Below are 21,543 nucleotides of genomic sequence, written 5' to 3'. Positions count from 1 at the left end.
TGCATCGATTCGGTTTACAGCTGACGCCTGTGGGGGTTCATTGGAGCTTCCCTGCGCCCATCAATCCGGAAAGCCAAATAGCCTGGCTGGATTGGTCACCAGAATTTTCTCAAGCTCCGCTTCATCGGGCGCATAGCGATAGAGCAGCTCCAGCAGATCCGCATCGTTGGGCGGCTGGACCACCGAAACCGGGTGCGGCCAGTCGCTGGCCCATACACAGCGGTCGGGCGCCGCCTCGATATAGGCGCGGGCGATCGGAATGACGTCGTCCCACGGAGGGCCGGCCTTCGAGGTCTTCTCGCCGAGCGACAGCATCACCCAGAAATTGCCCTTTGAGAGCAGGTCGAGCACCGCGCGCAAATTCGGGTCGTCCTTGCCGCGCAGCGGATCGGGTCGCCCCATGTGATCGATCAGGACAGGCACGTTCAGCCCGCGGATCTTGTCGAGATTCCCGACGATGCCATCCTTCTCGGGCTGGAACTTCGCGTACCAGCCGAGCTCGCGGATGCGCGCGATGGCGCGCTCGAAATCCTTGTCGGACAGCACCGCGCCAAGCTCTTTTCGGAAACTAAAGCGTGCCCCGCCGACACCTGCGGCATCAAGCCTGGCAAGATAGGAATCATCGGCTTCTGCAAAGACGAGTGCGTTGGCGCAGGCGCGATAGTTCGACCCCATCGCGGCCAAGCCATCCAGCACCACGGAATGATCAGCGCCATAGGTCGTGGTTTGCACAATGATGCCGCGCTCGATGCCGAGCGCCTTGTGGACGCGCAGCGCCGCCTCCCAGGTCGCGGATGGCATCTGGTAGGCCGCCCCTGCCCGGATCGGATATTTTTCCACCGGCCCCAGCACGTGAAACTGGCTGTCGATGCTCTTCGGCGGCGGCAGCCTCAAAGGACGGCGCGGGTTCGGATCGAACGGAAGGTAGCTCGGCATGGTTTGTCCTCTTCTCGATGCCTTCAATCGATCACGGCGGTGAAGTCGCACTGCACCAGCGCGCCGCCATCCATGTTCATCTGCAGCGCATGACGGGCGGGGCGCGAATGCTCGTCGGGAAACATCTTCAGCCACTCCACATTGACCGGCGCGCGCTGGGTGCGATCCTGCAGCCACACCGTCATCTTGATGATGTCGTCGGTGCTGCCGCCGCCGGCGTCCACGATGGCCTTCATGTGGGCGAACATGTTGGCGCACTGGTCCTCGATACGATCAGGCATGACGCCGGTTGCGGGATCGCGACCGAGGATGACGCCGGACATCAAGAGATTGCCGATCCGGCATGCATTCGGAATCGGGTTGGCATGCTTGAACTCGCCGATATGGATGCTCTTGCGTCGCGCCATTTACACACCTCGTTTTGAAAAATGTTCGCTCAGACGAATTGGCAGGAAACCGATCCGAACGGACCGTAATCGGCATGAAACGTATCGCCCTTGCTGATTTCGACCGGGCGCGTAAAGGATCCCGCCAACACCACTTCGCCCGCAGCCAGGTGCTCGTCATGGAGAGCCAGCCGGTTGGCGAGCCACGCCACGCCATTGGCCGGGTGGTTGAGGACGCCGGCCGCGATCCCGGTCTCTTCGATTTGCCCGTTGCGAAACAGCAATGCTCCGATCCAGCGCAGATCGGCCTCCAGCGGCCGGAACGGCCGGCCGCCGACCACCAGCGCCGCGTTCGCCGCGTTGTCGGAGATCGTATCGGTGACCTTGCGCGGCGCCTTTGTCTCGGGGTCGACCCGGTGCATGCGCGTTTCGAGAATTTCCAGCGCAGGTGTGACGTAGTCGGTGGCGTTGAGCACGTCGAACAGCGTGCAGTCCGGCCCCTTCAGCGGCGCCTTCAGGACGAACGCCAGTTCGACCTCGATGCGCGGGGCGTGAAAGCGGTCGAACGGGATGGTGCCGGCGTCCGAATAGAACATGTCCGCGAACAGCACGCCGAAGTCCGGCTCGGAGATACCCACCGCGTTCTGCATCGCCTTCGACGTCAGGCCGATCTTGTGGCCCTTGATGATGCGGCCGCGGATGAGCTGCAGCCTGGTCCACGCCCGCTGGATCGCATAGGCATCCTCGATCGTCAGTTCCGGATATTCCGACGTGAACGCAGGGATCAGCGATTTGCTGCGTTCGGCCTCGTCGAGACGCTGCGCGAGGCGGTCGATGGTTTGCTGGTCGAGCATGATCTAGGCCTCCGCGGCAACGACGTTGCGCAGGATACCGATGCGGGAGGATTCCACCTCGACCACGTCGCCGGGCTTCAGCCAGCGGGGCGGATCGAACCGCGCACCCGCGCCGGTCGGGGTGCCGGTTGCGATCATGTCGCCCGGCTTCAGGGTCGCGAAGGTGGAGAGATAGGCGATCAGGAAGTCGAACGGAAACATCAGCCGCTCGGTGGAATCGCTCTGCCGCACCTCGCCGTTGACGCGGGTGACGATATCGTGCGGCCCGCGCGGATCGCATTCGTCGGAACTGACAATCCACGGCCCGACGCTGCCGGAGCGATCGAAATTCTTGCCCTGCGTGACGTTGAATTTGCCGTGATGCAGCCAGTCGCGCACGCTGCCTTCGTTGCACAGCGTCATGCCGAAGATGTGGTCGAAGGCCCGCTCGCGCGGGATATGGCGCCCCGCCTTGCCGATCACGATGACGAGTTCGCCCTCGTAATCCAGTTGCTCGGAAATTTTCGGCTTCTCGATCGGCTGACCGGAGCCGACCACCGAGGACGGATTACGGACGAACAGGCTGGGATATTTCGGCAGGTCCGAATTGTCTTTGTATTCAGCGTTGCGATCCCGGTAGTTGACGCCGATGCACCACAGCTTTTCCGGGGCCGGGATCGGCGACCGCAAGGTGAGATCGCCGAGCGCATGGTCCGGCGCTTGTCCGGCGATGGCGGCACGCGCGGCCTCGAGGCCGTCGCCGGCAATCAAGGTCCGCAAGTCGGGAAACTTGGTGCCAATTCGGCTGCTCAGATCGACGACACCGCCGGCAACGGCCGCGCCGAAGCACGGTCGTCCGTTGGCGTGATAGCTCAGGAGACGCATTTGGCTTCCTTCAGGATTCGGATTTCGAGGTCTGGAAAACTGGCTTCAGGGTGACGATCTCGCCGAGCCGCGCGTAGCGCGGACCGCCGATGCGTGCGATGGGGTCCAGCGCCTCGGTCTCGATCTTGCCGTTCTGCAGCAGCCCGTCGCGGACGTGGAACACCAGCACTTCGCCGACAATCAGCCGGCTGCGGGTTTCGCCGAATTCGAGGCATTGCCGAAAGCGGCACTCCATCGCGATCGGTGCTGCGGCCAGACGGGGCACCCTAATGCGCTCGCTCGGCAGCGTCTCGAGTTGCAACTCCTCGACCTCACTGACTTCGGGCGGATGCTCGGTGGAACTCTCATGCACCGCAATCATCAGGCTCGAATCGGCGATGTGGACGACGTATTCCTCGTTGTTGAGAATATTATGTGCCGTGTCCTTGTAGATTCCAGCCTTGCGGCCGACGCTGATCGCCAGCATCGGCGGCTTCGGCGAGACAAAGGTAAAGGCGCTGAACGGCGCAAGGTTGACGGTGCCGCCGCCCGACAGGCTGGTGACCCACGCGATCGGACGCGGCACAACGATGCCGGTGATCAGCCGGTAGGCCTTCTCGGCATCGAGATCTGATGGATCGATCCGCATCGCGGGTCCCTCAATCGGTCTTGATATTCGCTTTGCGGACGACGGGAATCCATTTGGCGTCCTCGGCTTCGAGATAGCTCTCGAACGCCGCCGGCGTCATCGTGACGGCCTCGGCGCCGAGCGTATTGAACTTTTCGACGATCGCAGGATCCTTGAGGATCGTCGCCATCGTATCGTGCAGCTTCGTCACGATCTCGGCGGGCGTACCCGCCGGCGCGAACAGGCCGGTAAAGGTCTGGCCATCGAATTCCTTGTAACCGAGCTCGGCGAAAGTCGGGACATCAGGTATCCACGAGGCGCGGTGGCTGCCGGTGACGGCAAGCGCGCGCACATTTCCATTCTTGATGAAGGGCAGTCCGACCGAAATCTGGTCAAAGGCAAACTGCACCTGGCCCCCGATCAGATCGTTGATGGCGGGCGCGTTGCCGCGGTAATGCGCCGTCACCCATTGGATGCCGAGCGTCGACTGTACGAGTTCGCTGAGCAAATGATTGGTGGTGCCGGCGCCGGGCGAGGCCATCGTCATCTTGCCGGGCTCGCGGCGAGCGAGATCGAAGAATTCCTTCAGATCCTTTGCCGCGACCGACGGATGCACCTCGAGCACCAATGGCGTCATCGAAATCGAGGTGATGGGCAGGAAATCGCGTTTCCAGTTGTAGGCGTCGCGCTTGGCGATCTCGGGGGCGAACAGCACCGGTCCGTTGGCGCCGACAAACAGGGTGTAGCCGTCGGGCGTGGACTTCGCGAATGCCTCGCCGGCAATCAGACCGCCGGCACCGGCCTTGTTTTCCACGATGAAGGGCTGCCCCAGCATCGTTTGCAGCTTGTCGGCGATGATGCGCGCGGCTCCATCGACATTGCCGCCGGCCGGATAAGGCACGATGAGCTTCACCGACCGTGCCGGCCATTGCTGGGCCGCGACCGGAGCGCTCGACAGCGCCGTCATCAATGCCGTGACCGCGATGCCGGCGATGGCGAAAAATCTCATTGCATCCTCCCGAAAGGCCTAAGCAGCTGGAGCAATCCGCTGCCTCGTTGTTGTGGGCGAGCTTCAGCCCGTCCGCCTATACGTTGATCCGATCTTGCCCCGCGGGCTTCCCTTGTCGATAGAATTGTGGTGTTTTTGTCCACATTATGGACATCGGACGAACCTGGATGACGGATGGACGGCGGCGTGACAGACCGGAGCCGCAGCAGGGCGGGCAGGCGATCCGCCGCGCCTTGACCGTGTTGCGGATTGTCGCGGCGGGCCGGGAAACCGGCGTGCCGTTGTCGGAGGTCGTTCGGGCAACGTCCCTCACCCGTCCTACCGTGCACCGGATCGCGCAGGTGCTGATCGAGGAAGGCATTGTCGAGCGCAGCGCTCAGACCGGACGCTACGCAATCGGCCGCCAGGTGGCGGAATTGGCGCTGGCGCGGCAATCGCGCTCGCCGCTGCTGGTCGCGGCCGAGCCTCATCTGGCGCGGGCGTCCGCACAGCTCGGCGATACCTTGTTCCTGACGGTGCGTACCGGGCTCGATACGCTGTGCGTGGCGCGCCGCATCGGCTCATATCCGATCCAGGTGCTGTCGATCGAGGTCGGCGCGCGGCGGCCACTCGGGGTCTCCAGCGCGGGCGTGGCAATTCTGGCCGCGATGCCGGCACCGGAGGTGCGTGGGATCGTCCTCGCCAACGAGGCGAGATTCATGGCCTATCGCACCGACCTGTCGACGGTACTGGGGCAGATCCGGCTTGCACGGCGCCGGGGCTACAATTTGCGCGACGTCGGACTCGTGCAAGGAACGAAATCGCTCTCCGCCTGGATCAGGAGCCCCGATGGTCAGCCCGCGGCGGCGATTACCCTTTCCGCGGTAAGAAACAGGCTGAGTCCGCGCCGTGCCGTCGAAGTGTCTGATGTCCTCATCGCCGCTGCACGAGAGATCGAGCGAACGATACCGAATGCGTCAGGCGGCTAACGGCCGGGCTTCCGAACGAAACACAGCGTAACACCGGAACCCAGTCTAGGACTTGTCTTTCAAAAACACCCGGCTGGCCAGCACGTCCGACGCCTGCAGCGACATCACGTCGTCGGCGTCCAGCATGCGGTCGAGATCGGCGACGAGACGATTGGCCTGCCGCAACCGCATGCGGTCGAGCGCGTTCCGGATCGAGCGCGCGTTGGAGAACAGCGGCTGGGTCACGCGTGCCGCGATGTAGCGGGTGAACGCCTCCCGCGCCTCGTCGCTGAACTTGTAGTTCATGTCGTGCAGCATCAGCTCGGCGATGGCGAGCAGCTCATCATTGGAATAATCCGGAAAATCGATGTGATGAGCGATGCGGGAGCGGAAGCCCGGATTGCTGGCGAAGAATTTTTCCATGCGGTCGCCATAGCCGGCGAGGATGACCACCAGATCTTCCCGCTGCGATTCCATCACCTGCAGCAATATCTCGATCGATTCCTGGCCGTAGTCCCGTTCATTGTCCGGCCGATTGAGATAATAGGCCTCATCGATGAACAGCACGCCGCCCATCGCCTTCTTCAGCACCTCCTTGGTCTTGGGCGCGGTGTGGCCGATATATTGCCCCACCAGTTCGTCGCGGGTGACCGAGACGACATGGCCGCGGCGGACGAAACCCAGCCGGTGGAGAATGCCCGCGATCCGCAGCGCCACCGTGGTCTTGCCGGTGCCGGGATTGCCGGTGAACGACATATGCAGCGTCGGCGTGTCCGTCGTCAGATTCATGCGCTTGCGTATACGTTCGATCAATAGCAGCGACGCGATCTCGCGAATGCGGGTCTTGACCGGCTTCAGCCCAATCAGCTCGCGGTCGAGCTGGGTCAGGATCTCCTCGATGCCGACGGCTTCGAGCTCTTCGCGGAGATTGACCCGGTCTGTCATTGGTGAGGCATCCAAATCCATCTGCGAACCGCCTTTCGAGAAAAAAACTCCGTCGCCACCCTTATGGCGACGGAGCAGTACTTCCGGCTGGGGTCGATGAGGGAGCACCGCCGGCCGGCAGGGTAAAAGGTGAGCTAGCCGTAACGACCGCCTTCGGGGCGATCGACCGCATAGGATTTCGTGGTGTAGCGGATGTTGCGCCCGGCCATCTCGTGCCGTTCGAGGCGGAAGCCCGGTTCGTCCTTTGGCCGGTTGACGATGAAGGACAGCCGCACCGATTCCCAGCCGTGGCTGTTATCGAACGCCGACATTCGGATGTAGCTGTTGCCATATACCTTGCGGCATTGAGCGAGCTCCATCATCACGCCGGCAGCGTCGCGGAGATCGAACATCGGCAATCCCCACATCTCCCAAAAACTGTTGCGGGGATGGGGGTCGTCGGTGAATTCGATGTTCACCGCCCAGCCCTTCTCCAGGCAATACTGGACCTGGCGGGTGATCTGCTCGTCGGTGAGGTCAGGCAGGAACGAGAAGCAGCCCTGGGTGACACGCATAATATCAGCTCCTTACATTGCGACGCTGGGTGTGGGGACGTAGTCCGGCATGTCGGTCGATTCATAATTGAAGGTAACGTTCTTCCAGACCTCGAGCGCCGATTTCAGCGGCGTGCAGGTCTCTGCCGCCTTGGCGAGAATTTCCGGCCCTTCGCGCAGATAGTCGCGGCCCTCGTTGCGCGCGAGGATCATCGCTTCCAGCGCCACGCGGTTGGCGGTAGCGCCAGCCTGAATGCCCATCGGGTGACCGATGGTGCCGCCGCCGAACTGCAGGATCACGTCTTCGCCGAGATGATCGAGCAGCTGGTGCATCTGCCCGGCGTGAATGCCGCCGGATGCGACCGGCATCATCCGGTTGAGGCTGGCCCAGTTCTGGTCGAAGAACACGCCGTGCTCGAGCCGCACCGGATTGTAGTCCTCGCGGCAGATATCGTAATAACCGCGCGTGGTCGCCGGATCGCCTTCGAGCTTGCCGACCACGGTGCCGGCATGGATATGATCGACACCCGCGAGCCGCATCCATTTCGCGATGACGCGGAACGAGACGCCATGACTGCGCTGCCGCGTGTAGGTCGAATGCCCTGCCCGATGCAGATGCAGGATCATGTCGTTGCGGCGCGCCCATTTCGCCATCGACTGGATCGCGGTGTAGCCGATGACGAGATCGATCATGATGATGACCGAGCCGAGTTCCTTGGCGAATTCGGCGCGTTCGTACATGTCCTCCATGGTTCCGGCGGTGACGTTGAGATAGGTGCCCTTGATCTCGCCGGACGCCGCCTGCGCCTTGTTGACCGCCTCCATGCAATAGAGGAAGCGCTCGCGCCAATGCATGAACGGCTGCGAGTTGATGTTCTCGTCGTCCTTGGTGAAATCGAGCCCGCCCTTTAGCGCCTCATAGACCACGCGTCCGTAGTTGCGGCCGGAGAGCCCGAGCTTCGGCTTCACGGTGGCCCCGAGCAGCGGGCGGCCGAACTTGTCCATGCGCTCGCGCTCGACAACGATGCCGGTCGCGGGCCCCTGGAATGTTTTGACATAGGCCACCGGCAGCCGCATGTCCTCCAGCCGCAAGGCCTTCAGCGGCTTGAAGCCGAACACGTTGCCGATGATCGACGCCGACAGGTTGGCGATCGATCCGTTCTCGAACAGGTCGAGATCGTAGGCGATGTAGGCAAAATATTGCCCCGGTGAATTCGGCACCGGATCGACGCGGTAGCACTTTGCGCGGTATTTCTCCGCCGCCGTCAGCCGGTCGGTCCACACCACGGTCCAGGTCGCGGTCGAGGATTCGCCGGCCACGGCCGCCGCGGCTTCGATCGGGTCGACACCATCCTGTGGCGTGACCCGGAACAGCGCGATGATATCCGTGTCCTTTGGCACATAGTCGGGCTCCCAATAGCCCATCTTCTTGTATTCCATGACGCCTGACTTGTAGCGTTCCTTGCCGCGAATGGTCATCGAGTGCTGGTTCATACTGGTTTCCTCATGTTGCGTGCGGCGGCTGGTCGGGACCGTGGGGATCAAAAGGTCATGCGGCATTGGTCATCTCCCCGATGCGTGGGTCGAGTACGCCGGAGCGATAGCGCCTCGCCATTTCGGCCAAGGGAACGACCTTGATCTTCGAGGCGTGGCCGGCGGTACCAAACTGTTCGAACCGCTCGCGGCAAAGGTCGCGCAGCGCGTCCATCGCGGGCTTGAGGAATTTGCGCGGGTCGAATTCGCTTCGGCTTTGCGTCGCGACCTTGCGGAACGCCGCGGCCATCGCCAGCCGGCAGTCGGTGTCGATATTGACCTTGCGGACGCCATGCTTGATGCCGCGGACGATCTCCTCGACCGGCACGCCCCAGGTCTGCGGCATCTCGCCGCCGAACTGGTTGAACATGTCCTGCAGCGGCTGCGGCACCGAGGAGGAACCGTGCATCACCAGATGCGTATTTGGCAGCCGGCGATGGATCTCCTCGACCACCCGCATCGCGAGGATATCCCCGTCCGGCTTGCGCGAGAACTTGTACGCCCCGTGCGAAGTGCCCATCGCGATCGCCAGCGCATCGACTTTGGTGGCGCGGACGAAATCGACCGCCTGGTCGGGGTCGGTCAGCAGCTGATCGCGGCTGACCTCACCCTCGACGCCGTGACCGTCCTCCTGTTCGCCGCCGCCATGCTCCAGTGAACCGAGCACCCCCAGTTCGCCCTCGACCGAGGCGCCGATCCAGTGCGCCATGTCGACCACGCGGCGGGTGATGTTAACGTTGTAGTCGTAATCCGCCGCAGTCTTGGCGTCGGCCTTGAGCGAGCCGTCCATCATGACGGACGTGAAGCCATGCTTGATCGCGGTGGCACAGGTTGCTTCCTCGTTGCCGTGGTCCTGATGCAGACAGAGCGGAATCTGCGGATGCATCTCCTCCAGCGCGTCAATCATCTTCGAGAGCATGATGTCGTTGGCGTAGGAGCGCGCACCGCGCGAGGCCTGGATGATGACGGGCGCATCGACGGCAGCCGCCGCCTCCATGATCGCAAGGCCCTGCTCCATATTGTTGATGTTGAACGCCGGCACGCCGTAGCCGCGCTCGGCGGCATGATCCAGCAATTGCCTCAATGTGATCCTGGCCATCGGCCCCTCCGTGTCGTTGTCTGTTTGCAGGCGATCATGTGTCGTTCACCGCCATTCTCGCGCGCGCGATGCAGCGCAGGGCGGCCTTCGCTACTCCGTCAGCGGTGATGCCGAACTCGCGGTAGAGGGTTTCGGCCGGTGCGGAGGCGCCAAAGCCGGTCATGCCGACGAATTCGCCGTCATCGCCGAGCCAGCGCGCCCAGTCGCCTTCGACCGCGGCTTCGACACCGACCCGCGGCACGCGTCCGAGCACCGCGGTCCGATATTCGCGCGATTGCTGGCGAAACAATTCGAAGCACGGCGCCGAGACCACGGCCGCGCGGACGCTGACGCTCGCCAGCAGTTCGGCCGCGTGCATGGCGATCGATACTTCCGAGCCGGTGGCGATCAGGGTGACGTCACGGCCTTCCTCCGGATCGACCACGACGTAAGCGCCGAACGCGACCAGATTCTGCTCGCCGGCTTCGCGGAACGTCGGCATCGCCTGCCGCGACAGGCACAGCAGCGACGGGCTATTTTGGGCACGCAACGCGCAGTCCCAGGCCTCCGCGGTTTCAACGGCATCGCCGGGGCGAAACACCAGCAGGTTGGGGATCGCCCGCAGCGATGCCAGATGCTCGACCGGCTGGTGAGTGGGGCCATCTTCGCCCAGTCCGATCGAGTCGTGCGTCATCACATGGATGACGCGGATACCCATCAACGCCGCCAGCCTGATCGCGGGGCGGCTGTAGTCGGCGAAGCTGAGAAACGTACCGCCATAGGGAATGAAGCCGCCATGCAACGCGATACCGTTCATCGCCGCCGCCATCGCGTGCTCGCGGACGCCGTAGTGAATGTAGCTGCCGTTGAGACAATCGGCCTGCACCGGCCGATGTGTCTTGGCGCGCGTCAGGTTGGAATGAGTCAGATCGGCGGAGCCGCCGAGCAGGTTCGGCAACGCCTCGGCGATTCCGTCGATCACCAGCTGCGAGGCCTGCCGGGTCGCGATATCAGGCCGCTCGGCGGCGAAGCGATCGCGCAGGCCCGCCATCGCGTCGACGTAGCCGCACGGCAGATTGCGATTGAGGGCATCGTGAAACGGCGAGCGCGCCACGGCACAGCGCTTGGTCCGCTCGATCCAGCTGCGGCGGGCGGCATGCCCGCGTGCGCCGGCGTTGCGCCATTGCGTCGCGATATGCTCCGGAACCTGGAACGGCGGATGCGGCCAGTTCAGCGCATCGCGGGTCTTTGCGACTTCATCGGCGCCGAGCGGCGCGCCATGGGCTTTTTCGCTGCCCTGGCGGTTCGGCGCCCCGAAGCCGATCAGCGTGCGGCAGGCGATCAGCGACGGCCGGTCGCTGGTGCGGGCCCGTTCGATGGCAGCGGCGATGGCTTCGGGGTCGTGGCCGTCGATCCGGCAGGCCGACCATCCGGAGGCCTTGAACCGTGCGAGCTGGTCATCCGAACACGACAGCGAGGTCGCGCCGTCGATCGAAATCTCATTGTCGTCGAACAGCACGATCAGGCGATTGAGCCTGAGATGGCCCGCCAGCGAGATCGCCTCATGGCTGAGGCCCTCCATCAGGCAGCCATCGCCTGATATCACATAGGTGAAGTGATCGACGTAGTCGTCGCCGAAGCGCGCGTTCATCAGCCGTTCGGCGAGCGCCATCCCCACGGCCGTGGCGATGCCCTGCCCGAGCGGCCCGGTGGTGGTCTCGACGCCGGGGGTATGGCCATACTCGGGATGTCCCGGCGTTTTCGATCCCCATTGCCGAAAGGCTCTGAGCTCGTCCGAGGTCACGCCCTCATAGCCCGTCAGGTGCAGCAGCGCATACAGCAGCATCGAGCCGTGACCGGCTGATAGCACGAAGCGATCGCGGTCAGGCCATGCCGGGTCGGCCGGATCGAATTTGAGGAATCGCGAAAACAGAACGGTGGCGACGTCAGCCATGCCCATCGGCATGCCCGGATGACCGGATTTCGCCTGCTCGACCGCATCGATCGCCAGAAAGCGGATCGCATTGGCCATCTCCGCGTGCGAAACATCCGGATAGCCGGCAATACGGGACAGGGGAGCGTTCATGTCGTGCGCCTCTTGCGTTCCATCAGTTGCAGGATCAGCGGGGTGAGAATGAGCTGCATCGCCAGATCGAGTTTCGCGCCGTGGATCACGATCGAATTGGCGCGCGACATGAAGCTGTGCGGAATCATCGACAGCAGGTACGGAAAATCGATGCCGCGCGGATTCCTCAGGCGGATCACCACCATCGATTCATCCGGCGTTGGAATCCAACGCGCGATGAACGGGTTCGACGTATCGACGGTCGGCACGCGCTGGAAGTTGATGTCGGTCTCGGCGAATTGCGGACAGATGTAGTTCACGTAGTCGGGCATGCGCCGCAGGATGGTGTCGGTCACCGCCTCCGCGGTATAGCCGCGGGCGCTGCGGTCGCGGTGCAGCTTCTGGATCCATTCCAGGTTGATGACCGGCACGACGCCGATTTTGAGATCGGCATGCTGTGCGACGTTGACCTTGTCGGTGACCACAGCGCCGTGCAGTCCTTCGTAGAACAGCAGGTCGGAATTCTCAGGCAATCGGCGCCAGTCGGTGAACGTGCCCGGTTCGGCGCCGTACAGTTTCGCCTCTTCGTCGTCGTGGATGTAGTGACGCGTCGTTCCGGTGCCGGACTCGCCGTAGTCCCGGAACACCCGTTCCAGCTCGACGAACAGGTTGGTTTCCGGGCTGAAATGGCTGAAATGCTTGTTGCCGCGCTCTGCTTCCTCCAGCATTTTCGTGCGCATCTCGAAGCGATTGTAGCGGTGGAAGGCATCGCCTTCGATATAGGCCGCAACCACCTTTTCGCGGCGGAAGATCTGCTCGAACGTCTTCTTCACCGACGTCGTGCCGGCGCCCGACGAACCCGTGATTGATATGATGGGATGAGCCCGCGACATGTCGATCGCCTCGTCAGAGAAACAGACCGCGCCGCGCAAACAGCGGTGCGTCGCTATTGTCGAACATCGGTTCGATCCTGTCGTGAATGGCCGTAACGTCGCGCACGTGGTGCACGGATCCCATGATCAGCGGCACCCGCTGATGCGGGGTTTTCGCAGCCAGTTCCAGAATTCGCCGGCGCCCGGTCGACGCCGCGCCTCCCGCCCATTCCATGATCAGCGCCATTGGATGGGCTTCGTACAGCAGGCGAAGCCGCCCTTCCCGATAGCTCGGGCGGGCATCGGCCGGATAAAGGAACACGCCGCCACGCACCAGGATGCGAAGCGCTTCGGCCACCAGCGAACCGATCCAGCGCATGTTGAAATCCGCCTCGCCTCCGCCGCTGGTGCCGGAGAGGCACTCGTCGATATAGGTGCGGACCGGCCCGTGCCAGTGGCGGTGATTGGACGCGTTGATGGCGAACTCCGGCATATTGCGAGCGATCTGCACGGCCTGCCGGGTCCGCACGAACTCCTGCGCGTGGCGGTCGAGCATAAAGACATCGACGCGCGCATTGAGCGCGAGGACGAGCGTGGTCTGCGGACCGTAGACGATGAAACCCGCGGCGCACTGCGCCGTGCCGGGCTCGAAGAAGGTCGAAAGCAGGTCGTTGCCCCTGGGGCGGATCGAAAAGATGGTGCCCACCGAGATATTGTTGTCGAGGTTGGCCGATCCATCGAGCGGATCGATCGCAACACAGAACGGCGCCGAGGGACGCAAGGTTTCCGGCAGCGCCGCTTCCTCGGAAAGAACCGCCGCCACCGGGGTGCCGCGCAAGGCGCGCCGTATCATTTCATCGGCGGCGACATCGATATCCTTTTGCTGATCGCCGTCAGGATTGATGCCGCCGTTCTGCCCGGTGATGCCTGCGAACGGTCCATCCGCGATCAACCCGGCAAGTTCGATGGAAGCGGCGGCAATCGCCTTGATCACGTCGGCAAGCGCAGCGCCATGCAGCGGCTTCTGCAACGCGGACCGATCGAGATGTGAACGCAGCGTCACGCGCTCGTCCATGGCCGTCTCCCCTGTGCCCTCTTTCGGGGGCTCTCAAGCGTCTCGCCGGTTTGGCAATCCGCGATGTCAAAGGAAACGCAGTTTGCCGAATTAGTAAAATTTTGTTATCTTTGGTCTGAGCAAAGTTTTTGTTATAAAGGGTGCGGCGATGGCAGGCCGGTTATTGCGAGAAGTGACGATCCGCCAGTTGCGTGCACTGGCCGCTGTTCAAAAAAGCCGATCGGTCACATCAGCGGCCAAACAGCTCCATCTCACCCAGCCCGCGGTCACGCTGCAGCTTCGCAATTTGCAGGCACTCGCCGGGCTGCCGCTGATCCAGCGCACCGGCGACGGCATGCTGCTGACGGATGCCGGGCGCGAAGTGCTGGCGCTGACTGAGCGGATCGAGGCGGCGATATCAGATTGCGAAACCACGATGGCGATGATGGCGGGGAAGACGGCCGGCCGCATCTCGATCGGCGCCGTCAGCACCGCGAAATATTTCGTGCCGTTCATGATTTCAGGATTTTCGAAACGGCATCCGGACGTCGAAGTCACGCTCTCGATCGGAAACCGGCAGGAGATCGGCACGGCGCTACGCGGCTACGATCTCGACTTTGCGATCATGGGCCGCCCGCCGGCCGACATCGACATGAACGTTCACCTGATCGGCGATCACCCCCACGTCATCATCGCGCCGACGGGACATCGGCTGGCGCGAAAATCCCGCATCGCGCCGGGCGAGCTTGCGAGCGAGACTTTCCTGACGCGCGAACCCGGATCCGGAACGCGCGGCCTGATGGAGCAGCTGTTCGAATCCGCCGGCATTCGTCCCAAGATCGGCCTTGCCATGACCAGCAACGAGACCATCAAGCAGGCCGTGATCGCAGGTTTGGGCATTGCATTCATTTCCGCGCACACGGTCGCTACCGAACTCGACGAACGGCGATTGACTGTCCTCGACGTTGACGGCCTTCCCGTGGTCCGGCAATGGTTCGTACTCGCCCGCAAGGACAAGGTCTTGCTGCCGCCGGCGCAGGCGATGCTCGATTTCCTCAGCACCAGGGGCAAGCAGTTTCTGCCGCGCACCTATGGCCGCCTGCGTCTCACCCGGCCATCAACCCGCAAAAAGCGCGGCTGAAATGCGCCGCAAGTTCTGCTCACGCTGCTACCTTGGCCAAGGAATCCGGTACTCTGGAAGGCGCAATGCTCTCTCGTATCAAATCGTGGGCCAAGGGCCTGAAACGCGACGCTCATGCGATCTATCTCGCGTCCCGCGATCCGCGCGTGCCGTGGTACGCGAAGGCGCTCGCCATCGCCGTTGCCGGATATGCGCTGTCGCCGATTGACCTCATTCCGGACTTCATCCCCATCATCGGCTACCTCGACGAGTTGATCCTGCTCCCTTTGGGCATCTGGCTCGTGGTGACGCTGATTCCCGATGAGATCATGGTCGAATATCGCGCCAAGGCGAACGCAGCCGCGCAGCGTCCGACCAGCCGGGCCGGAATGGCTGTTATCATCCTGTTGTGGATTGCAGGCGCATTGGTGTTGGGATGGATCGGCCATGCCTGGTGGAACCGGCCGTGAAGGCCGGCTTTGATCGGCATCCCGTGACGCGCCGTTCGTTTAGAACGTCGCCTTCAGGCCTGCGTAGAAGGCGCGCGGCCGCGCCGGGCTGAGCGAACGCGCATCGGTGAAGGGCGCACCGCCATTGGCGAAGTTGGGCACGTCGCCCGTATCGAAGAAGGTGCCGAAGGTCGCATAGCGGTTGTCGAAGATGTTGTCCGCGCGGGCGTAGATCTGGAACGTCTTGTTGATCTGATACGAGGTGTGCAGGTTGAAAACCGCATAGGACGGCAGTCGCTGCGCCTGATTGGATTCGTCGCCCGCAAAGTACTGGTTGCCGACGAACAGCGCATCGCCTCCGACCTTGAAGGCGTCTGTGACCGAATAGTCGATGCCGAACTTGATCCGGTTGCGGGGGATCGCCGGAATTCGATTGCCCGGCAGGATCTGGACATTGCCGTTGTCGTCGGCGAACGGGCTGTTGGAACCGACCTGCAGCACATCGAGGAAGCGCGCATCCACGAGGGCATAGCTGGCATAAAGTTGCAGTGTCTTCGACGTCAGATTGACCTGGGCCTCGATGCCCTGGCGCCGTGTCGAACCCACGTTCTGGAAGTAACCAAATCCCTGCAGCTCCGGGCTCGGAATCGCGAGGATATCATCGGCATTGGTGGCGCGGAACGCACCAACTTTCCAACTCAACGTTCCGATATTGAGCTCCGACGTTCCGCGGAAACCTGCCTCGATGGTGCGGGACACGACTTGCTTCAGCGGCGGGTCGGCGATGAGGAATGCGGCGATGAGACAGGGGCGCAAGGGGTCGGCGCACGCAAGCTCCAGCGGGGTCGGTGCACGATTAGCCTCGGAATACCCGGCATAGGCCGTCAAGCCTGATGTGATCTTGTAGGTGCCGCCGATCATCGGATTGAAGCGGGTAAACGTATGCTCGCCATTGAGCGCCGTGCCGATCTGATCCTCCAGCTTAATATGCGCATGGTTGAACCGGCCGCCGCCCGTGATCGAAAATCTATCGGTAACGTCGAACGTGTCTGACGCGTAGAGCCCGGTGTAGCGGTTGGTGGCGCGAAGCGAAACCGGACCGATCGAGATCGGCTCGCCGGATGGTCCGAGATAGATGCCGCTGCCGTTGACGACGTAGTTTGAACCGATGGTGCCGAGTTCCGCGCTGGCCCCGAAGCGGGTGACGCCGGAGTCGATACTGGCGCCGACCATGAACTGGTTGTTGTGCCCGAACAGCTGGTCGGTATTGGTTGCCTGCAGGGTTGCGCCCGTCGTGACCGAACGGGTTGTGGTCCGGTCGATCTGTCCCAGCACGGCGTTGTCAGGGAAGGGATTGGCAAGCTGGACACCGTTCAGGCCATTCGCCGGGACGTCGTCGTCGTTAAAGCAAAGCAGGCTCGGATCGGCGCCACATCGCTCCGTCTCGGTCGGATTGCCATCCACCGTTTTTTGCCGGAAAGCGCGGACGCGCGCCGAGCCTTCGATCGTCCAGGTCGGCGTGGCCTCGACCTTTCCGGTCAGATTGGCATATGCAACCTGGTTGGATGTCGTCTGCGGCGTGGTGTAGGTGGCGCCCCAGTAATTCTGCAGCAGTTCAGCCGGCACCGTCGCAGCCGCGCCGAAATTGTTTTTGGCTAAGCCCACGTTGAGGTGAAATTCACTGCTATCGGTCCGGTAGCCGACATCGCCGTAGAACCGGCGAATGGCCGACTCCGAAAAATTGCGAAAGCCGTTGTCACGCACGCCTTCGAGCGCGCCATAGACGGAAAAATTGTCGATCTGCTTGCCATACTGCGCCGAACTCTGGATGCGCCCGAACGAACCGCCCATCGTGTTGATTTCGGCGCCGCGATAGTTGAAGCCATCCTTCATCTGGACGTTGACGGCACCGCCCAGCGCATTGAGACCGAAGGCGGGATTGTTGGTGACGACGGTGACCGACCTGATCGCGGCAGTCGGGATCAAGTCCCAATTGACGGTGTCGCCGAACGCTTCGTTGACGCGCACGCCGTTCTGGTAAACCGCCAGTCCCTGAGGCGTACCGGCGACCGGAGATGCGACGAAACCCCGAAACTGAATGTCGGGCATGAACGGATTTCCGGTCGTATCACTGATGATGATACCCGGCACCTGTTGCTGTAATGCGTCCGCGATGTTGAGCGAGCCGGTGCGCGTAATCTGTCCGGCTCCCACCGCATTGACGCTTGCCGCCACCTTGTCGACATCCATTCCGGAACCCGCCGTCGGCGTGGGCGCGGTCGGATAGACGAAAACTCTGCGGACGTTCCTGGTCGCCCGGGGCGCATTTCTGCTGCGGGCGGGCCTGGCAGCTGTCCCCGGCGAAACCACCTCGATCGCGGGTAGGACCTCGGTCGCACCGGGCGCGTCCTGGGCTTGAGCACAGTCACTCCCGGGAACCAGACACAGTGATATTGTCCCGATAAACAGGAATCGCGCGCCCATTTTACTTCGTCCCGTCCCAATCCGGCTGCATTGATGTCTGCCGGTACGCCGCCGGCGATCTTAGGGCGTCAAAAAAAGTTGCGCACCATACAAAACGTCCCGAACGAGTTCGGGAAAAATTCCCGAATTAGCGCCCCACGTCCCGGGGAACCAAGGCCTCGACCGTTACCCCACTATCTCCCGATGCAATCGTAAGTGAGCCGCCCAGCGCCAAAATGCGCTCGCGCATGCCGGTTAACCCGAAGCCCAGCTTGTGATCGGGCCCCAATCCGTTGCCATTGTCACGAACCCGCACCAGCGCGCCGCCGCGGCCGGTACGCGCAAGGCCCACAGGCAGTTCGGCCGGTTCAACGCTTACCTTGATGCTGGTGGCGCCGGCGTGGCGAAATACATTGGTCAGCGCTTCCTGGATGGTGCGGTAGATCGTCAGATCAGCCGTCTCGCCGGTGTCGCCCAACGAGGGCGAGATCGCCGTTTCGATAGCGACTTCGGGGTGAGACTCGCCCCACAGGCGCAGCAGCGCGCCGAGCGCCTCGCGAAGGCCGAGTTCCGTCAGTCCCACCGGACGCAATTTTTCAAGAACCCGGCGATTGGACTGCTGCAAGGCATTCAGCTGTTCCAATATGGCACTGCCGTGCCTTCGCGTGGCCTCCGCGCTCGGATCTCCCGCATCCGCAATCCGCGTCAGGGCGCTGGCGTGCACCCGCAAAGCGAAGAGATAGGGTCCAAATTCATCATGCAGTTCGCGGGCAATTTCCTTGCGTTCGACATCCTGCAGCGAGACGACGCGCTCGGCCAGGCGCCGCTTGTCTTCAACCGCATCGCCCAGAGTGGCCGCAAGGTGATTCAACTTGTCGCAAATGGCAACAAGTTCCGGCGGCCCGTCCGGTTTCACGCGCGTGTCGTAACCGCCGGCCTCGATCTTCGCCATCGCACCCGAAAGGGTCTGGATCGGCGCGAGCGCCCGGCCAACGACCCTGCTGGTAATGAGGAAAAGAACGATCGCAATCGCGGCGCCGATCAGGAGCTGGGTGAATATCCCGTCCCAGATTTCGGCCACCTCGTCGTTCGGATGCGACGTAATCAGCAGCGCGTCCGGTCTTCCCTTGATCGAAATCGGCACGTTCACCGTGGTCTGTTCGGGGTGAACAAGCCTGACAAACCATGCCGGCGGCGAGCGTGCGTCGGCATTGTCGTCCGGCTTGTCCGCGATCCCGGATCTTGCGATGGATTCGCTCTGTCGCGTGATGCTGACGTGACGCAGCTTGTTGAGGTCGTGAACAATCTGATTCAGTCGCGCTTCGGGATCCGGCGCCTCCTTTAATCCTGCAACGATCGTATCGATGAACTCGCGCGCCAATCGTATGACGCTTTGATCTTCAGCCTGAACCCGGGGCCCGGCCTCGAGCACCAACCGCGCAACATTGATGGCCAGACCAAGCGTGAGGACGAGCGCGAGCAGCAGGTTGATCCGGGCACGTAACGAAAGCTTTTGCCACATATCATTTGTCCAGGAGTGAAATCGCCTTTGCCTGAGAGCGAACTCGTCTTCAATTCATCATCGAGCAGAGCGTTGACAGATAAAACCGGCGTCTATCTAATCGAAGCGTATAGCAACATCGCCCGGGTTGCATGACCATCGACGGCAGGTATCGCCCCGAAGTCTGCGCCGGTGTTTCACCTGATGCGGTGCACAACGGGATTGACGCGGCTATTCGGGACCAATGCCAATGCGCGTTCTGATCGTAGATGATCATCGCATCGTCGCTTCGGGCTGTCGTGCCTTGTTCGCGGACGAGCCGGAGATCGATGTCGTGGAAGCCTCCGACGCGGAGAGCGGCGAGCGCGTGTTCGGCGAACTGCATCCCGATATCTGCGTGCTCGACATCAACCTGCCGACGGTGTCCGGCTTCGAACTGGCGCGACGCCTGCTCGGGCGCGATGCGTCGGCGCGTATCATCATGTTCAGCATGAACGATGACCCGGTATTCGCCGTGCGCGCCATCGACGTCGGCGCCAAGGGTTTTGTCTCCAAGACCGGAGATCCCCAGGATCTTGTTGACGCCATCCGCGAGGTAGCAAAGGGCGGGGTCTATTTGCCGCCGGCGATCGCGCAAAGCATTGCATTCGCCGGACCCTCGTACGCAAGGAGCCCGCTTTCAAAACTGACGGCGCGCGAGATGGAGATACTTCGCCTGCTCAGCGCAGGCAAATGCCTGTCCGAAATCGCGTGGCTGATCCATTCCTCCTACAAGACCGTCGCCAACACATCCTCGATCATGCGCCACAAACTCGGCGTGCGCACATCTGCCGAACTGGTGCGGTTGGCCATCGACAACGGCGTGGCCTAAAGACGGCGCGACGCGGCACGGCAATGGAGAGTTCATGACAATTCAAACGGTTTCGCTCAACAAGTCGCATGGCGGCACGCAAGGCGTTTACAAGCACGCCAGCGCCGAGACCGGGACCGATATGACGTTTTCGGTCTATGTTCCTCCCCATCAGGATGGCGCAAGGCTGCCGGTGGTCTGGTATCTGTCGGGACTGACCTGCACCCACGCCAACGTCACGGAAAAAGGCGAGTTCCGCAGCGCCTGCGCTGAACTCGGACTGGTCTTCGTCGCGCCGGACACCAGCCCGCGCGGCGACAAGGTGCCCGGTGATCCCGCCGGTGCCTACGATTTCGGGCTCGGCGCCGGCTTTTATGTCGACGCAACACAGGCGCCGTTCGCGCGTAACTACCGGATGTGGAGTTATGTCACGGAAGAACTGCCGAAACTGGTCGCCGCGAGTTTCCCCGTCGATGCCGGGCGGCAATCCATCCTCGGTCATTCGATGGGCGGCCATGGTGCACTGACCGTCGCACTGCGCCATCCCGACCGGTACCGCGCCGCCAGCGCCTTTGCGCCGATCGTCGCGCCCTCACAGGTACCGTGGGGCATCAAGGCGCTAGGAGGCTATCTCGGCGGCGACAGACAGGCCTGGCGCAAACATGATGCGGTTGCGTTGATCGAGGACGGCGCCAGATTCTCCGATCTACTGGTGGATTATGGCGACGCCGATTCGTTTCTTGCCGAACAGCTTCGTCCCGAGTTGCTGAAAAGCGCCTGCGAGAAGGCTAACATTCCGCTCACGCTGCGCCGCCAGGGTGGTTACGACCACAGCTATTTCTTCATCTCCAGCTTCATGGGCGACCATCTGCGCTGGCACGCCGCGCGCCTGAGAGCCTGAAATTTTGCGCAGTCCATTATGGCTGGGGCCTGCCATAATTGGGCGCCAGCAGCCGGTTGCGCACGAGATAGCTCGTCGCCCGTGTCCAGGATTCATCGGTGTTGCCGCGAAAATCGGCATTCATTGCGGTGATGAGCTGTCCGGTGTGGGCGTCGCGCACGAAGATGGTCAGGTTTAGAATAAGGGTCGAGATCTTCTTCATGACACCTGTGATGACGAGATCCGCGCCGATGCGCTGCGCATACTGGACGTCGCAACCACCGCATGCCTGCAGATTGCTGCCCTCAGCGGCAGCTTTCACCGGCGAGATGTCCAGAAGCTCGAACTTGCTGGATTCCGTCAACTGCCGGCGCACCAGATCGCTGATGCGGATCAGCCGATCATGCTCGTCGGCCTGAGGCCCCCTCATTTCGCCTTCGAGGCTGGTGTCCAGCAGCTCGAAATCGAAAATCGCGAGCTTCGGCGGATCGGCACGCGCCGGCACCGACACCAGCAGCATCAGCGCGGCAAAGACGACGTGCGCTCTCATGATCGTGATCCCTCACATCGACGGTCGAACAACGACGAAATGCGGAC

At 62.5% G+C, this 21,543-nt stretch carries 21 protein-coding genes; 5 read left to right on the top strand and 16 right to left on the bottom strand.

The annotated features are described in order from the left end of the window. Positions 1 to 60 precede the first annotated feature (60 nt). From JQ597_RS06615 to JQ597_RS06590, 6 genes are read right to left on the bottom strand one after another with little or no spacing between them, the layout of a single operon-like run. The gene (locus JQ597_RS06615; protein ID WP_212263419.1) at positions 61 to 936 is read right to left on the bottom strand and encodes an amidohydrolase family protein; all 876 of its coding nucleotides are present in this window, start codon (positions 934 to 936) and stop codon (positions 61 to 63) included. A gap of 23 nt (positions 937 to 959) precedes the next feature. Then, positions 960 to 1,343, bottom strand: coding sequence for a RidA family protein (locus JQ597_RS06610; RefSeq protein ID WP_212263418.1), 384 nt, complete (start codon positions 1,341 to 1,343; stop codon positions 960 to 962). A 29-nt stretch (positions 1,344 to 1,372) separates the two neighbouring features. After that, positions 1,373 to 2,176, bottom strand: coding sequence for a 2-oxo-hept-4-ene-1,7-dioate hydratase (gene hpaH / locus JQ597_RS06605; RefSeq protein ID WP_212263417.1), 804 nt, complete (start codon positions 2,174 to 2,176; stop codon positions 1,373 to 1,375). 3 nt (positions 2,177 to 2,179) lie between these two features. Next, on the bottom strand, positions 2,180 to 3,040 hold the full coding sequence (locus JQ597_RS06600; RefSeq protein WP_212263416.1) for a fumarylacetoacetate hydrolase family protein: 861 nt from the start codon (positions 3,038 to 3,040) through the stop codon (positions 2,180 to 2,182). A 10-nt stretch (positions 3,041 to 3,050) separates the two neighbouring features. Next, positions 3,051 to 3,668 (bottom strand): flavin reductase family protein, encoded by a 618-nt coding sequence (locus JQ597_RS06595; RefSeq protein ID WP_212263415.1) that lies wholly within the window; start codon positions 3,666 to 3,668, stop codon positions 3,051 to 3,053. Positions 3,669 to 3,678: 10 nt separating this feature from the next. Continuing rightward, positions 3,679 to 4,656 (bottom strand): Bug family tripartite tricarboxylate transporter substrate binding protein, encoded by a 978-nt coding sequence (locus JQ597_RS06590; protein WP_212263414.1) that lies wholly within the window; start codon positions 4,654 to 4,656, stop codon positions 3,679 to 3,681. 167 nt (positions 4,657 to 4,823) lie between these two features. Between JQ597_RS06590 and JQ597_RS06585 the strand changes: the two genes are divergently transcribed. Then, positions 4,824 to 5,624 (top strand): IclR family transcriptional regulator, encoded by an 801-nt coding sequence (locus JQ597_RS06585; protein ID WP_212263413.1) that lies wholly within the window; start codon positions 4,824 to 4,826, stop codon positions 5,622 to 5,624. A gap of 45 nt (positions 5,625 to 5,669) precedes the next feature. Here the strand turns inward: JQ597_RS06585 and cbbX are convergent, their stop codons facing one another. The 7 genes from cbbX to JQ597_RS06550 all read right to left on the bottom strand — a co-directional run bounded on the left by cbbX (position 5,670) and on the right by JQ597_RS06550 (position 13,704). Further along, positions 5,670 to 6,548: a CbbX protein gene (gene cbbX, locus JQ597_RS06580; RefSeq protein WP_212263412.1), complete on the bottom strand. Its 879-nt coding sequence runs from the start codon at positions 6,546 to 6,548 to the stop codon at positions 5,670 to 5,672. 134 nt (positions 6,549 to 6,682) lie between these two features. Further along, the gene (locus tag JQ597_RS06575; RefSeq protein ID WP_192736655.1) at positions 6,683 to 7,102 is read right to left on the bottom strand and encodes a ribulose bisphosphate carboxylase small subunit; all 420 of its coding nucleotides are present in this window, start codon (positions 7,100 to 7,102) and stop codon (positions 6,683 to 6,685) included. A gap of 12 nt (positions 7,103 to 7,114) precedes the next feature. Further along, complete coding sequence (locus tag JQ597_RS06570) at positions 7,115 to 8,575, bottom strand: form I ribulose bisphosphate carboxylase large subunit (protein ID WP_192736926.1); 1,461 nt, start codon at positions 8,573 to 8,575, stop codon at positions 7,115 to 7,117. A 55-nt stretch (positions 8,576 to 8,630) separates the two neighbouring features. Further along, positions 8,631 to 9,713 (bottom strand): class II fructose-bisphosphate aldolase, encoded by a 1,083-nt coding sequence (gene fba / locus JQ597_RS06565; RefSeq protein WP_212263411.1) that lies wholly within the window; start codon positions 9,711 to 9,713, stop codon positions 8,631 to 8,633. 34 nt (positions 9,714 to 9,747) lie between these two features. Next, a complete protein-coding gene (tkt, locus tag JQ597_RS06560) occupies positions 9,748 to 11,778 on the bottom strand; it encodes a transketolase (RefSeq protein ID WP_212263410.1) in 2,031 nt (676 codons plus the stop codon). Beyond that, the gene (locus JQ597_RS06555; protein ID WP_212263409.1) at positions 11,775 to 12,650 is read right to left on the bottom strand and encodes a phosphoribulokinase; all 876 of its coding nucleotides are present in this window, start codon (positions 12,648 to 12,650) and stop codon (positions 11,775 to 11,777) included. Before JQ597_RS06555 ends, tkt begins: the two co-directional genes overlap by 4 nt. A gap of 13 nt (positions 12,651 to 12,663) precedes the next feature. Next, entirely contained in the window at positions 12,664 to 13,704 is a 1,041-nt protein-coding gene (locus tag JQ597_RS06550; protein WP_212263408.1) for a class 1 fructose-bisphosphatase, read from the bottom strand. Positions 13,705 to 13,852: 148 nt separating this feature from the next. Here JQ597_RS06550 and JQ597_RS06545 point away from each other — a divergent pair, with 148 nt between their 5' ends. Then, positions 13,853 to 14,824 carry a LysR substrate-binding domain-containing protein gene (locus tag JQ597_RS06545; protein WP_212263407.1) on the top strand — a complete coding sequence of 324 codons (972 nt, stop codon included), beginning with the start codon at positions 13,853 to 13,855 and terminating at the stop codon, positions 14,822 to 14,824. Between the two features lie 65 nt (positions 14,825 to 14,889). Continuing rightward, entirely contained in the window at positions 14,890 to 15,273 is a 384-nt protein-coding gene (locus JQ597_RS06540) for a YkvA family protein (RefSeq protein WP_212263406.1), read from the top strand. A 39-nt stretch (positions 15,274 to 15,312) separates the two neighbouring features. On the opposite strand, the gene JQ597_RS06535 is transcribed toward JQ597_RS06540, so the two are convergent. Beyond that, positions 15,313 to 17,736 (bottom strand): TonB-dependent receptor domain-containing protein, encoded by a 2,424-nt coding sequence (locus tag JQ597_RS06535; RefSeq protein WP_212263405.1) that lies wholly within the window; start codon positions 17,734 to 17,736, stop codon positions 15,313 to 15,315. Between the two features lie 127 nt (positions 17,737 to 17,863). Then, positions 17,864 to 19,237: a histidine kinase gene (locus JQ597_RS06530; RefSeq protein WP_212263404.1), complete on the bottom strand. Its 1,374-nt coding sequence runs from the start codon at positions 19,235 to 19,237 to the stop codon at positions 17,864 to 17,866. A 229-nt stretch (positions 19,238 to 19,466) separates the two neighbouring features. Between JQ597_RS06530 and JQ597_RS06525 the strand changes: the two genes are divergently transcribed. Both JQ597_RS06525 and fghA read left to right on the top strand, forming a co-directional pair. Next, the gene (locus JQ597_RS06525; RefSeq protein WP_212263403.1) at positions 19,467 to 20,087 is read left to right on the top strand and encodes a response regulator transcription factor; all 621 of its coding nucleotides are present in this window, start codon (positions 19,467 to 19,469) and stop codon (positions 20,085 to 20,087) included. 34 nt (positions 20,088 to 20,121) lie between these two features. Next, complete coding sequence (gene fghA, locus JQ597_RS06520; RefSeq protein ID WP_212263402.1) at positions 20,122 to 20,967, top strand: S-formylglutathione hydrolase; 846 nt, start codon at positions 20,122 to 20,124, stop codon at positions 20,965 to 20,967. Between the two features lie 16 nt (positions 20,968 to 20,983). On the opposite strand, the gene JQ597_RS06515 is transcribed toward fghA, so the two are convergent. Then, positions 20,984 to 21,496: a DUF3280 domain-containing protein gene (locus JQ597_RS06515; RefSeq protein WP_212263401.1), complete on the bottom strand. Its 513-nt coding sequence runs from the start codon at positions 21,494 to 21,496 to the stop codon at positions 20,984 to 20,986. Between the last annotated feature and the right edge of the window lie 47 nt (positions 21,497 to 21,543).

Source organism: Bradyrhizobium sp. AUGA SZCCT0177, from assembly GCF_018130125.1.
Classification (GTDB): domain Bacteria; phylum Pseudomonadota; class Alphaproteobacteria; order Rhizobiales; family Xanthobacteraceae; genus Bradyrhizobium.
The sequence above is the reverse complement of the archived record's forward strand: the minus strand, read 5'-3'. Positions and strand labels throughout refer to the sequence as shown.